Source organism: Kitasatospora sp. NPDC056783 (assembly GCF_042789895.1).
Classification (GTDB): Bacteria; Actinomycetota; Actinomycetes; order Streptomycetales; family Streptomycetaceae; genus Kitasatospora.
Map to the genome: position 1 here is coordinate 1 of NZ_JBHUAF010000237.1, position 13,103 is coordinate 13,103.

Here is a 13,103-nt window from a genome sequence, read left to right on the forward strand (position 1 = left end):
GCCCAGCGCCGTGGTGCTCATCGACGGCTACCCCGACGACCTGCCGGGCGTGCTCACCGGCATGCTCGACGCCGGCCACCAGGTCCAGCCGGTCGACGACGACCGGCTGGTGGCCATGGGCCGCTACCTCGACCTGGCCGGCGCCCCGGAGCCCGTCACCGCGCCGGTGCTGCTGGTGGGCACCGGGCAGCGCTCGTGGCCCCGGCTGTCCACCACCGCCCAGGAGGTGCTCACCGTCCCGGGCGACCACTTCACCGTACTGGAGGAGCACTCCGCGGCCACGGCGCTGGCCATCAGTACCTGGCTCCTCGATTTCAGCGGATACGGAGCCGGATTGTCCGCACTCAGGGGAAAGGACCAAGCATGATCTGGGACAACGTCTACATCGGCGGAACGGGGCGGTACCTGCCGCCCCGCACGCCCGCGACGCAGGCCGTGCCGGACACCGAGACGATGCGGCGGCTGCTCGCGCTGTCGGACTTCGTGTCGTTCACCCGCTCCGACGACGTCACCGAGCACGCGATGGCCGTGCACGCGGCGATCGGAGCCCTGCGCGAGTCCGGCCTCAGCGGCGCCGACATCTCCATGGCCGCCTACGCCCAGATGGACCACCAGGACCACATGGCGTCCTCCTGTCACCTGCAACGCGTCCTCGGCCTCGGCCACGCCCTCGTCTACGAGGTCGAGGCGACCAGCAACGGCGGCTCGGCCGCGCTGCAGTCCGCCGCCGCGCACCTGGTGGCCGACCCGGCCGCGACCGCGACCCTGGTCACGGCCACCGCCCGGTTCCTGCCGCCGCGCTGGGAGCGCTGGCAGCCCACCATCGGGGTCTTCCTGGCCGACGGCGCGGCCTCGGCCGTGCTCAACCGCGAGGGCGGCCGGGCGCGGCTGGTCGCGACCGCCAACAGCTCCGCGACCCAGATGGAGGTCCTCGCCACCCCGACGATCCCGGACCCCAAGGGCCACCGCAACCGTACGCCGATCGAGGTCACCGGCCTGGCCCCGTACCTGACGCTGATGAGCGGGGCACTGGTCACCGCGGTCGAGCAGGCCGCCAAGGAGGCCGGCGTCGGCGTCGCCGACATCACCAGGTTCGTCGTCACCGGTCTGGGCCTGGCCCAGCTGGAGGTCGTCGTGCTGGAGCCGCTCGGCATCGACCTGGGCCGCACCACCTGGCCGATGCTGCGCGAGCTCGGCCACGTCGGGCCGTGCGACCAACTGCTCGGCGTGGACCACCTGTTGCACGACGAGACCCTCAAGCCCGGCGACACCATCATGTCGATCGGCCTCGGCATGGGCTCGCGGTTCACCGCGTCCCTGCTGGAGGTCACCGAGCCCCCCAAACCCCGTACGGCCACCACCTTCACCGAGCCGGTGCGCGCGAAGGCCACCCCGCCCGCCGACGCGTACGTCATCGACCCCTTGGGCCGCGACATCTTCGGCGAGGCGGCCGCCCTGCGCGAGCGCGGCCCGATCACGCCGGTCGAACTGCCCGGCGGCGTGTCGGCCTGGGCCGTCACCGGGCACGACCTGACGAAGAGGCTGCTGCTCGACCCGAAGGTCTCCAAGGACGCGAACAAGCACTGGCCCCTGTGGCGCGACGGCGACATCCCGCCGGACTGGCCGCTGATCATGTGGGTCGCGATGCAGAACATGTTCACCGCCTACGGGGCCGACCACACCAGGCTGCGAAGCCTGGTCGCCAAGGCGTTCACAGCGCGCCGCATCGAGGCGTTGCGGCCGCGCGTCGAGGAGATCACCGCCGACATGCTCGCCGACCTGGCCGCGGTGCCGCCGGGGCAGCCGGTCGACCTGCGCGCACGGTTCGCGTCCCCACTGCCGATCCAGGTCGTCAGCGGACTGTTCGGGGTGGACGAGCGGACGGGCGCGGACCTGCGGCGACTGGTGGAGGCGGTGTTCAGCCTCGACGCGGACCCGGCGGGCGTGCAGGCCGCCTCCGGCGAGCTGTACATGCTGCTCAAGGAGCTCGTGGCCGCCAAACGGAGCGACCCCGGCGACGACATGACCAGCGACCTGATCGCCGCGCGGGAGACGGACGGCACCCGGCTGTCCGAGCGGGAACTGCTGGACACCCTGCTGCTGACCATCTCCGCCGGCTTCGAGACGACGGTCAACCTGCTCGACAACGCCGTCCACGCGCTGGCCACGCACCCGTCCCAGCTCGCCCTGGTCCAGTCCGGGAGCAGCACGTGGGAGGACGTGGTGGACGAGACCCTGCGCTGGCAGGCGTCGGTGCCGAACCTGTTGCTGCGGTACGCCGTGGAGGACATCGACGCGGACGGCGTGCCGATCCGCAAGGGCGAGGCGATCATGCTGTCCTACGGCGCGGCCGGCCGCGACCCGGCGCAGCACGGGGCCGACGCGGAGGAGTTCTCCATCACCCGGCCGTCGCGGGCCGACCACCTCACCTTCGGGCACGGCGTGCACTTCTGCTTCGGCAGCCCCCTGGCGAAGCTGGAGGCGACGACGGCGCTGTCCGCGCTGTTCTCCCGGTTCCCCCGGCTGCGGCTGGCCGTCCCGTCGTCCGAACTCGAACCGCTGGGTTCCTTCTTCACCAACGGGCACAAGACCCTGCCGGTCATCCTGGAGGAGGGTTGATGGCCCATTTCGCGTTCGTGAGCGCGCCCGCGTCCGGGCATGTGAACCCGACCCTGCCGCTGGTCGAGGAACTGGTCCGGCGCGGTCACCGGGTCAGCTACGCCACGGGACCGGCCACCACGGACGCCGCCCTCGGTGCCGGGGCGTCGCCGGTGACCCTGCCCTCGCGGCTGCCGCCCGACCTGGCGGCGCGGGGCGAGTTCACGGCGGAACAGCTCGCCGTGACGATGGAGCACTACCTCGACGACGCGCGTGCCTCCTTCCCCGTCCTGGCCGGGCACTTCTCGGCCGACCCGCCGGACGCGGTGTGCTACGACTCGGTGACCTTCATCGGGAGGATGCTGGCGAACCTGCTCGGGGTGCGGGAGGTCTCCCTGGTGCCGACCTTCGCGGAGAACGAGTCCTTCTCGGCGGCGCAGGTGTACCTGCCGGCCGACTTCGACCACACCAACCCCCGGCTGGTGGCCGCGGTCCAGGACATGGGGAAGTTCGCGCGGGGCCACGCCTTCCTCGACGACCCGAACCTGATGTTCGGCCACGTGGCCCCGACGAGCCTGGTGTTCATCCCCCGCGAGTTCCAGCTGGCGGGGGACACCTTCGACGAGCGCTTCCACTTCGTCGGGCCGTCGCTGAGCAGCCGGCAGACCGCCGAGGAGTGGAGCCCACGGTCGCGGGCCCCGGTGCTGCTGATCTCGCTGGGAACCGTCTTCAACGACCGGCCCGAGTTCTACCGGACCTGCGTCGAGGCGTTCGGGGACGGCGACTGGCAGGTCGTCATGGCGGTGGGCGGGCTGGACCAGGAGTCGCTGGGCCCCATCCCGGCGAACGTCGAAGTGCGCGCGCACGTGCCGCAGGTGGCGGTGCTGCGACACGCCGAGGTGTTCCTGAGCCACGCCGGGATGAACTCGGCGATGGAGTCCCTCCACCACGGGGTGCCCTTCGTGGCGGTGCCGCAGATCCCGGAACAGCGGGCGGTCGCCCGGCGGGCCGAGGAACTGGGGGTCGGCAGGACGCTCGCCGAACCGACCGTGCGGGGCCTGCGCGACGCCGTCCAGGCCGTCCGGTCCTGCCGCCCCCGGGCGGCGGCCCTGAGCCGGATCGTGCGCGGGGCGGGCGGCGCGGCACGAGGGGCGGACGTCCTGGAGGAGCTGCTGACGCGATAGCGGCCGGGCACCACCGGGCGGTCCGCACCCTGTGCCGCGCCGCCCGGTGGAACCCGCTCCCGCGCACGGTCCCACCCGGTGTGCCCGGGTCGGGCCGGGGACCGGCCTGTCCGGGCGAGGCCGCCCGCACGACGACTGCCACGACGGGGGCGTGCCTGCCGGTCAGGGAGCGGGGACGGGGCCTCCGGGCCGGAACGGCTCCACCCCGACGATGTGCCGGACCTTGACCGGGCGCACGATCACCGCGACCCGCTGTTCCCCCGGCATGATCCACTCGAAGTCGCCGCCCAGGTACTTGCGGGCCAGCCGGTCCATCCGGTCGTGTGCCTCCTCGCCCTCGATGAAGCGGGCCACCACGCCACTGATCTGCACCCGGTCGAAGGGGTCGGCGGCGTCCGCGTGCGAGAGATAGACACGGGGGTCGCGGCGCAGGTTCTCCTCCTTCACCCGGCCCACCGACGTGTTGAACGTCAGCTCGTCCTCCCCTTCCAGATCCACCCACATCGGGCTGACCTGCGGTGCTCCATCGGCGAACACGGTGCCGACGTACCAGATGTTGGGGGCCCGCAGCCGGGCGCGGACGGCTTCGTCGAAGGTCGCAGTCATCCTGGGAGACTACTGGCAGTGGTCGAGACGGTTCGAGGAAAACCACGGATTCGCCCGTCGGGGCCTTGGACCGAGGCCCCGGAGCCCGGCGGAACTCCCTTCGAGCCGAACCCGACGAGGCTCGCAGGACGCCCTCTCAGTGGTGCCAGCCCCGCGAGTCCATCCCGAAGGGCCGTGGCCTTGCCGAGGAACGCCCGGCCCTCGGGGGTCGGATCGAGCCGGACCCGGCGGATCGCCCCCGTGCGGTGCGTGGACGGGGTCGTCCACCGCGCGTCGGTGTCGGCGGATTGCCTTAACGTGCCCCCGTGAACGTTGATGATCTTCAGTGGCAGTTGAGCGCTCGCGGCGGTGTCCTGCCGCGAATCGTGGACGAGATCCTCGAACGCGGCGGCCTGGAGGCCCTGGTGGAGGCGGCGCGGGAGCGCGAGGACTGGTTCTGCGCCGTGGGTGCGGTGCGGGGCCTGTGCGAGGCGGGGGAGTTCGGGAGGGCCTGGGCGGTGGTGGAGCCGTTCGCGGCGACCGGCTGGCAGCCGGCGCTGCGGGCGGGCGCCGACGTCCTGTCGCGGTGGGGCCGCCTGGACCGGGCGCTGGAGCTGGCGCGCCCCAAGGGGCCGCAGGAGCACGCGTTCGACACCTGGCGGGACCATGCTGAGGTGCTGGTGCGTGCCGGGCGGGTGGACGAGGCGATCGGTGTGCTCGACCCTCGCCTGCGCGGCGGGCGGGCGATGGATGCCCTGGTGGAGATGACCGAAGGCCAGGGGTGCGACGACCGGCTGCTGGAACTGCTGGCCCCGATCGCCGAGGAGTTCCGGCACGACCCCGAGCAGCCCGGTGTCCGTGACCTGTGGGGCGTCCTGCCCGCGCAGGCCCGGGTCCTGGAACGGTCCGGCCGGGCGGACGAGGCGGTCCGGCTGCTCGGTACGGACGTGGCCGCCCGCCGACACGGGTCGCAGAATGCCGTCGAGGCCTATGCCGAGCTGCTGGCCCGGCACGGCCGCGTCGAGGCGCTTCACGTCCTGGCCGACACCCACAGGCACGCCGCCGTACGCCCGTACGTGAGGGCCCTGGAGAGTCTGGGGCGAGCCGGGGAGGCGGAGGCGTACCTGCGCGACCTCATCGCGACCGGGCATCCCGGCTGGTACGAGAACACGCTGATGGAGCTGCTCGTCCGCCAAGGCCGTTTCGATGACGCCGTCGAAGCGGTGGAGCACACGTTCGATGACCCCCATGACGGCAACTTTCTCCAGGCGGCCATGTTCCTGCTCGCGGAACACGGGCAGCACGCCAGGGCCCTTGAACTCACCCAAGGGCGCAGCCCCGGGTTCCTCGCGGAGAACGAGGTGTTCTGGCTCCGGCCCAACCGGTGGCGGCTGATGGGAGAGTCGGGGCGTGTCCGGGAAGCGATCGCGGAGGTCGAGGCCCTGCCGCCCGGTGAGGTCAACGACCGCGAGCTGACCATCGCCTGGCTCCTCGCCCGGGACGGCCGGGTGGAGGAGGCCATGGCCCGTCTGCGCCCACTGCCCGGCAAGCGGGCCGCAACCGACCTGGCCGAACTGCTCATCCGGCAGGGCCGCTTCACCGAGGCCATCGCCGCGATTCCCGACGTGGCCGCCCAACAGGCGGAGGAGCGGCGCTTCTGGACCCGGAGGGCGGAGCCCGAGGAGGCGACGCGGTCCCACGTCGGCGAAGAGTCCTGCGACGACCCGTGGACCAGCCCGAGTACCGCACCCTGGTCATGACGCCCCCGCCGGTCGGCGCCCGGCGTGGAGCGCCGGCCAGCGGGAGGCCTGCGGGAACGACTGGGCGACGGCCGGTGCCCGGACCGGTATCAGCGCAGAGCCGTCACTCCTCCTCAGGCAGGACGAAGCGCAGCCGCATCGCGGTGCTGACGATCTGGTAGCCGGTCAGGCCGGACTCGCTGAACGGGTTGGGCAGCGGCGTGATCTTCCGGCGCTCGTGGTCGTTGACGTGGGAGACGTAGACGATCCGGTACTCCACGTCGGGTTCCAGCTGGCTCGCCCGTGCGGCCCGCGTCTCGGTGTCCCCGAGGTGGATGTCGCCGTCCGCGCCGGTGGACGACTTGACCTCGAACAGCAGCGTTCGCTCGCCGTCCCGGATCAGGAAGTCGTAGCCGAGTCCGTCGTCGCCCAGCCCGTCGGCGAGGACGTGGCGGCGCATCTCCGACTTCCACGACTCCTCGGGCGGCACCCCGAAGTGCCCTTCCAGCCAGGCGCCGACCGCCACCTCCCCGGCGAAACCGACCGCGAGGGGCTTCTCGCCGTTGCCGGACTCCCGCGTGGCGCCCGTGCCGTACCCGGAGCCGCCGGAGCCGCGCTGGCGCGGGACGGTGGCCGCAGGGCCGGGCGTCTGAAGCGTCACCGGGTCGACCGGCGTCGCCAGCTGTGCCTCGGTCAGGTCGGCTACCACTCGGCGCGCGAGTTCGCGCAGGTCGTCGCTCCCTATGGGCAGGTGCTTGCCATTGAACTCCAGTGTCGGCGCCTGGGCCCGCCCCGACGGTGCCGCGCCCCGGCCGTCGCGCGGCGGCGATGGCTGACGGCCCGCCGCGGCGCCCTCCAGCCCGAGGTCGGTGAGGTTCGTCGTGGCTGGCATCCCCTCCGGCCAGTAGCCGCGCGAGCGCAGCCAGGCGATCAGTGCCTTGCGGGTCAGCGGAGCGAAGTCGAGGAGCCCCTCCACCTCCATCTCCCGGGCCACCTGAGCGGCCCCGGGGCAGGTGGATTCCGTGGCAATCCCCTGCCGGGTGAGCCAGCGCTCGATCAGGTTGCGCAGGTCCGGCAGCCGGGCGTGCACGAAGCCCACGCACACGCCCCGGACATCGCTCACCGGCGGCAGCGCCCCCGAGCCCTTGGCCACCGGGGGCAGGTGTTCGGCCAGCCACCGGTCCGCGTGGTCGGCCATCAGCCGGTCGGGGAGCTCCCATAGCGTCCGGTGCCACGCCGGGTCCGGGGCGAGCCCCGGCAGGTCGCGCAGCCGCACGTACGTCCCAAGATCCCGGCCGGCCTTGTGGGAGGCCGCGAACGCGTCACGCACCCGGTCCATCAGCCGCGAGCGGTTGCCCTGCAGCCAGGCCTCGAACTGGCGGGTGTGCGGGGCGGAGTTGTCGATCGTGGCCAGCCCGAGGGCTTCCCAGGCGCGGTTGGCCCGCTCCAGCGGCACGCCGAGCCGCAGCAGGAGCCGCTGCCAGTCGTCCTCCGGAAGCGAGAGCAGCAGCTCGGCGCGGTCGGCGCCGAGCTTCCCGCGCAGCCAACCGCGCAGGTCCTCACGGCTGTTGAAGGTCTCCTGGAGCTGTTGCAGCTGTTCCGCCAACTCGACGTCCTCGCAGGCGAGGACTGGCACCAGCCGGGCACTGCCCGAGCGGGCGGAGGCGCGGTCGGAGAGCACCGCCTCCAGCCGGTGGAGTGGCAGGTCGAGCGCTGCGGCCAGGTCGGCCTCCGTCACCTCGGTGGTTCCCCGGCCCGGCATTCGCTGCCCCAGCCTCATCAGGGCGAGTTCGAGTGCCCGGGCCAGGTAGGGGGCGCCGACCAGTTCCGCGATGCCCGGCGCGGCCGCCTGGAGGACCGGCCAGTGGGCTCGCGGCGGTGCCTGGACGACGACCAGGCAGGGGCGCTCGGGATCGTCGTGCAGCACCGAGCGGTCGGTGGCGGCCAGCACGTGTCCGGCGACATGGGTGACGGCCTCGGTGGCGAGCACGAGGGAACACGAGCCCAGGCGCCGGAGGAGCCGGGTGACCGTGACCGTCTCCGGACGCAGGACGCGATCCTCGTCGTACTCCACCACCGCGGCCACCAGGACGCGCAGCCACGGGCCGGTGAACTCCAGCAGGGGCGTGCTCGGCGCCTGCGGCGCGGGCAGCTGGTCCGCGACGACCTGGACCGCCGCCCCGCTGCACGGAAGGGGCTCGAAGCCGTCGTGGTCCGCGAGGTGCTCGCGCACCCGGCCGCCCAGGGCCCGGTCGTCCAACGGCAGCACGGGGACGGGTACCTGGTCGAGCAGCTTGCGCTGCTGGCCGCTGCCCGGGTCCGGCAGGTAGACCGGTTCGGCCGTCTCGTCGTCGGGGGCGGCGGGGAGGACCTCCAGGGCGCCGGCCCGGGAGACCAGCAGGGCGTCCAGGTCGGTGGACCGGCCGCCGGCCGGCGGTCCGTCCTGCCCCTGGTGGGGTGGCAGCAGCTCCGACCAGGCCCGCTCGTAGGCGCGGCGAATCTCGTTGGAGTGCACCCCGTGGCGCAACTGAGGCGCATCGAGCAGCAGTTGGGGCAGGTGGCGGAGCCGGTCGAGGGCGGTGCGGGGGTCGGACCAGCCGCGTACGCCCAGCAGGTCGAGCCGTTCCAGCGCCTTGCCGGTCGCCAGCTGCCGCAGCCCCGCGGACGCGACGGCGAGATAGGAGGGCGGCTGCTCGCTCTCGCTCCACCACCACGCGGTCGAGACCGACGCAAAGGTGCTCCGACCCCGGTGGTCAAGGGTCTGCGGTATCCACGGCGCGTGGCAGAGGAAGGCGGCGAGTGGGGTCGGCCAGAGGGTCCCGGAGCGGTCGCGGCCACCGAGGAAGCGGACCTCCAGGGCGCTGGGCCGCCACTGGCCCAGGCCGTGGACGATCAGCTCGGCGTAGAGCCGACGGCTCTCGTCGGAGAACTCGGCGTAGGCGTCCTGGCCCGGAAGCTTCGCCAGCTGACGGTACTGGGGCTGGTAGGCGACGGTCGAGTAGAGGACGCCGTGTCGGTTACGCCAGTTCTGGGCGGTCCCCGTCCAGTCCCGGTGCGCCTGGACGGTACGGCAGATCGACCGGTAGGCATCGAAGGACCATGGGCGGTTGAGCTGGCTCCCCTTCACCGACTCCGTGGTGCCAAGGTAGATAGGGCGCAGACCGTGGCTCACACCCTGGCGTTCCAGGAAACGCTGGAACACCGCCGGGTCGGTGCCGCTGCCCTCGCACACCTCGGTGACCGGCCGCAGGAGTGAGTCGTGGGCCTGCCGGAGGGAGCCGTCCAGGGTCCGGGTCAGGTCCAGGAAGCGGACGAGCGTGTCGTCGGCAGCCGAGGCGGCTCCCGCCCATCCCGGACCGAACATCGCGCGCCAGGTGGGCGACCAGCCTCCCCTGGTGGGAACGAGCAGGCCCTCGATGCGCCCGGCGCGCGGGCCCTGCGCGCTCCACAGGCGGCAGGCCAGGTGCAGGCACTCCCTCCGGGTCGCATCGTCCTGCCCGTCCTTCCCCATCACCGCGGTCAGGACGGGCAGCAGGGCCGCCGGGGTGTACGTCTGCACGAGCCGCTGCTGTTCCAGCCACCGGCGCCCGGCGGCGCGGCGGCTCCGGGCCTTGCCCCGGCCTCCCGACCACGGGATCGCGCCGTGGACGAAGGAGAGGTGCTCGCGCACGCGGACCGGTAGCGCGTCGGGCCGGAGCAGGACGTCGCCGGTGTCGGGGAAGAAGACGTGCGCGCCACCGGCAGGGACGAGCCGGCCGCCCGCGTCGAGGACGATCCGCTTGCCGCGCAGCTCGGCGGAGTCGGGGAACGACAGCGCCAGGTCGTGGTAGAAGTCGGCCCAGCGCTCGTGGTCGGCCTCCCCCGGCCCGGTGGCCGCAGCCAGTCCTTCGGCCACGGCCTCCGCCCACCTGGCGAGCCGGGAGGTCCCGGGCTCCAGGCGCAGTCCGAGCCGGCGGGCCATCTCCCGGAGCCGTTCGGCGCGCAACGGGTCCATGGCCGGGTCGATGACCGCCGCCCTGCCGGTCGCGCCGACGGCCTGCGGGGTGAAGACCTCGATGCCCTCGGGCTGCCGCATGAGGTAGCCGTCGTCGAACGAGGTACGGGAGCCCTCCGGATGGACCCTCGGTAGGAAGGCCACCTCGTCGAGCTTGCGGTCGAGCTTCCGGAACGCCTCCCGCAGGCGCTCCAGTTCGGCGCCCTGTCGGCAGACCAGGTCGATCACGGCCTCACCCGGCAGCCGCACCCGCCCCTCGTCGACCAGCACGGCCACCCGGGCACAGGCCGTGGCCACCTCGTCGAGCAGCAGCCGGTTCCACGGCGTCTCGACGTCGAGCGAGCGACGGCTGACGTGGGCGAAGAACGGCGCGTTGACGTATCCGTCGACCGGGCAGTCCGTCGCGCTGCTCATCGGCAGGAAGGTGTAGAGCCGACCGCGCGTCAGCGGCTTGCCCACCGGGACCGCCACCACCACCTCAGCGGACCCGCGCCACCGCTCCCAGACCTCGCCCATGTCGCCGCTGGCCGCGATGGCGGGGAGGACGCGCGTCTCCGGCACCTTACTGCGGACCAGGACCAGCTTCCGGCGTCCCTGCCGCAGCGCCACCTCCTCGATCCTGAGGCCTCGGCCCTTGTACAACGTGGTCACCCGCCGCCCGAAGACGACGCGCTTCGGGGCGGCGCCGGCCTGGGTGTGGGACACCACGACCGTGGCCAGACGGTCGAGGAAGAGCTCGAAGGGCGCGCTGTCGTCAGCGAGTTCGCGCAGCTGCCCGGCGGCCGATTCGCGGGCCTCGGTGTCCTTGAGGGGCAGCCGGACGACGGTGACGATCCCGCGACGGCAGAGCTGCCGCACCGGCTCCGGGACCTCGTCGACGGGCACCGGGAGCATCAGCGCGGACAGGTTCTCGCGCAGTTTGTCGGCCGCGCCGGGGTCGTCCGGGGCCGCCTCGGCCGCCAGCCGGTCGAAGTCCGACGGCCGGGCGAAGCGGAAGCCGTAGCCGTCGAAGGTCTTGGCGCCTGGGCGGGAGACGCTGTAGACCTCCGGGGCCTTGGTCAGCTGACGGACGCTCTTGAAGCCCACGCCCTTGTGCCCGATTCCCTCGTCCGGCCGTTTGGGCGACGCCGCGACCCGGCTCAGCGCGTCGAAGCGCTCCCGCGTTACCTCGCGGCCGCCGTTGGCCACGTAGAGGACCCCGTGCTCGCCCTCGGTCTCGTCGAGCAGGATCTCCACCCGCCCGTCGCCCGCCTTGGCCGGGTGCGCGTCGTGGGCGTTCTGCAGCAGTTCGACAATCACTCGCCCCTTGTACTCGGGGGCCAGTACCTCCTCGATCACCGCCTTCAGATCGCGCGAGTTCGTGTCGCCCTCCGCCAGGCTCCTCAGGCACGTCCGCGCCTTCCTCACGGACTGCGCCCACACCTGCCGCCGACGAGAACCTTCCGCCCCGGTGCCCTTCAACCGCCGCCTCCACGTGCCGTACGGGATCATCTGCGGCCACGCTACTGGGGCGGGTGTGGGGTCATGGCCAATGGGTCCGGGTGAGGCCCTGATCCAGATCATCGTGTCACGGAGGCGGGGTCGGCGAGGTAGTCTTCGGGGTTCTTGTCATGCCGGGTGGCGATGCCTCGCCAGGCCTTCAGCGTGTCGGCCAAGCGCTCGACGGTGCCGCCCTGGGACGGCCCTCGACGACACGGCACCGGTCGGGCCGGCGCCCGGAGCCCGTGGTCGGCCTGTCGGCCGAGCGCCGACGGGACTCCTGATGGGCCGTCATGCGGTGCGACGGTGACGGCGACGGTCGGCGGGAGTCCGACGGCGCGGTGCCGGTCGCCGCGACCACGCCGGGCCTGCCGTTCGGGAACGGGCCGTTCGGGCCCGTCCGGTGCTATGGCCGCCCCGGGCCGGCGCGTGCTGCCGGACGACCCGGACAGCCGCGCCGCCGCCGTCACGCCCTGGGCGGCAGGGCCAGTTCGTAGCGGCTGAGCCAGACCGCCGGGCGGTCGTCCTCCGACCGTTCCCCGGGCGGGCCGTCCACCGGCACGTCCCCCCGGTGCACGAACCCCCGGCCCTCGTAGTACGCCCGCAGCCGCTCGTTGTGCCGGACGCAGTCCAGGCGCAGCGCCTCGACGCCCCGCTCCCGGGCCGTCTCGAGGGCCCGGTCCAGGATCATCGCGCCGAGCCCCGGCACCCGGCGCCGCACCGCGAGCCGGTGGACGTAGCCGGCGGTGCCGCCGATCTCCTCCCACTTCGGGTCGGCCCAGTCCAGGGTGAACGTGCCCGCGGGCTCGCCGTCGATGTCCACCAGCCAGGTCTCGCCGCGGGCGATCGCGCCCTCGACCCAGGCCGCGTCGAAGCTCGCCGGCCACTGCCGGACGCCCTTCGCGCCGAGCCAGGCCGCGGCCTCGTCCAGTACGCCCAGGACCTCGTGCGTGTGCTCATCGGTGGCGCGCCGGAAGGCCACGCCGTCCCTGTTCCAGTCGGCAGTCATGATCCGCATTCTCGCAGCCGCCCCGCCGGCGCTTCGGCCCGGCCCTGACCGGTCTGCCCCGGCCCCGCGCCTGTGCCCGCGCTCGGCTCCGTGCGGCCTGGCCCAGCCGGTGCCGGAGCGCCTCCGCGGGCAGGCCCCTGACGGGGAGGGCCTGTTCCCGGTCGCCTGTTCCCGGTCGTTGGTCGCCGGCCACGTCCTGCGGCCCGTTGCCGTCTCGGCGCCCCGCCCTGGCGGGATGCCGCGTCTGGCCGGTGCCGGTCGCCAAGGGTCTGATCAGCCACTTCCTGAACCCGCCGATCCAGCGACGACCCGCACCAGGACCGGGCGGACCACGTGGCAGCCACCGAGGGTTCCCGGTTCGGCCGTGGCCCCGATCGTCATGGCAAATTCACCAGTGGCGGATGCCCGCAGGGGCACCCGGAGTACCGGCCCCGGCAGCGGTCCGCGATGTCCCGGGCCCGGCGGGCCCCGGCCGGCCCGGGCCTCCGGCCCGACCCGGCCGGGTACTGCGTCCG

Annotated in this window: 7 protein-coding genes and 1 pseudogene; 4 read left to right on the forward strand and 4 right to left on the reverse strand. The window is 73.3% G+C overall.

Translation table 11 applies throughout. The features are described from left to right. From ACFRMQ_RS27355 to ACFRMQ_RS27365, 3 genes are all read left to right on the forward strand, one after another. Nucleotides 1–367, forward strand: a 367-nt coding sequence (locus ACFRMQ_RS27355; RefSeq protein ID WP_380733312.1) for a hypothetical protein, incomplete at its 5' end; no start/stop codon positions are given. Next, nucleotides 364–2,619, forward strand: a complete 2,256-nt coding sequence (locus tag ACFRMQ_RS27360) for a cytochrome P450 (RefSeq protein WP_380733313.1) — start codon at nucleotides 364–366, stop codon at nucleotides 2,617–2,619. The genes ACFRMQ_RS27355 and ACFRMQ_RS27360, both read left to right, overlap by 4 nt. Further along, nucleotides 2,619–3,782, forward strand: coding sequence for a macrolide family glycosyltransferase (locus ACFRMQ_RS27365; protein WP_380733314.1), 1,164 nt, complete (start codon nucleotides 2,619–2,621; stop codon nucleotides 3,780–3,782). The genes ACFRMQ_RS27360 and ACFRMQ_RS27365 overlap by 1 nt, the downstream gene beginning before the upstream one ends. A gap of 162 nt (nucleotides 3,783–3,944) precedes the next feature. Here ACFRMQ_RS27365 and ACFRMQ_RS27370 read toward each other — a convergent pair whose 3' ends face one another. Further along, on the reverse strand, nucleotides 3,945–4,388 hold the full coding sequence (locus ACFRMQ_RS27370) for a TIGR03618 family F420-dependent PPOX class oxidoreductase (protein WP_380733315.1): 444 nt from the start codon (nucleotides 4,386–4,388) through the stop codon (nucleotides 3,945–3,947). A 305-nt stretch (nucleotides 4,389–4,693) separates the two neighbouring features. Between ACFRMQ_RS27370 and ACFRMQ_RS27375 the strand changes: the two genes are divergently transcribed. After that, complete coding sequence (locus ACFRMQ_RS27375) at nucleotides 4,694–6,127, forward strand: hypothetical protein (RefSeq protein WP_380733316.1); 1,434 nt, start codon at nucleotides 4,694–4,696, stop codon at nucleotides 6,125–6,127. Nucleotides 6,128–6,230: 103 nt separating this feature from the next. Here ACFRMQ_RS27375 and ACFRMQ_RS27380 read toward each other — a convergent pair whose 3' ends face one another. The 3 genes and pseudogenes from ACFRMQ_RS27380 to ACFRMQ_RS27390 form a co-directional block, all read right to left on the reverse strand. Further along, complete coding sequence (locus ACFRMQ_RS27380; RefSeq protein WP_380733319.1) at nucleotides 6,231–11,507, reverse strand: sacsin N-terminal ATP-binding-like domain-containing protein; 5,277 nt, start codon at nucleotides 11,505–11,507, stop codon at nucleotides 6,231–6,233. A 144-nt stretch (nucleotides 11,508–11,651) separates the two neighbouring features. Next, a pseudogene (locus tag ACFRMQ_RS27385) lies at nucleotides 11,652–11,770 on the reverse strand (IS5/IS1182 family transposase); the annotation flags it as partial. 275 nt (nucleotides 11,771–12,045) lie between these two features. Continuing rightward, entirely contained in the window at nucleotides 12,046–12,588 is a 543-nt protein-coding gene (locus ACFRMQ_RS27390) for a GNAT family N-acetyltransferase (RefSeq protein ID WP_380733317.1), read from the reverse strand. Nucleotides 12,589–13,103: the final 515 nt, after the last annotated feature.